The sequence below is a fragment of the Cognatundibacterium luofuense genome (genome assembly GCF_018139685.1).
GTDB classification, from domain to species: domain Bacteria; phylum Pseudomonadota; class Gammaproteobacteria; order Burkholderiales; family Burkholderiaceae_D; genus Undibacterium; species Undibacterium luofuense.
Window position 1 is genome coordinate 1 of record NZ_JAGSPN010000148.1, and the last position, 452, is coordinate 452.

Annotated in this window: 1 protein-coding gene; it reads left to right on the top strand. The window is 56.0% G+C overall.

The genetic code is table 11. The features are described from left to right. Nucleotides 1-452 (top strand): DUF6537 domain-containing protein (locus KDM89_RS19760; protein ID WP_212689596.1); only part of this gene is annotated, 452 nt, incomplete at both ends.

Sequence of the window (452 nt, forward strand, 5' to 3'; positions counted from 1 at the left end):
CAGTTCCCGCTGGAGTCAGTCGAACATCTGATCAGCGAATCGGTAAGCGGCAAGGTTGATTTCATCAATGCGACCCGTCTGGCCACCGCGCTGATGGGTGACTCGATTGCAACCAATTTGTTCATGCTGGGTTTCGCTTATCAAAAAGGGGCGATCCCGGTATCGGAAGCTGCACTGATGCGTGCTATAGAACTCAATGGCGTTGCGATAGAGTCCAATAAAAAAGCCTTCCTCTGGGGGCGTCGCGCTGCTGTTGATCTGGCGCGGGTCGAAGCGGTTGCCTTCCCGGCACAGAAGGTCGTGCTGCAAATGCCGCAGAGCCTGGACAGCCTGATCAAACGTCGTGTGGATTTCCTGACAGCCTATCAAAACGCAGACTATGCCGCGCAATACAGCGAGCTGGTGCAGCGTGCGCGCAATGCCGAAAGCGCACTCGGCAAGGGCAATGCCTT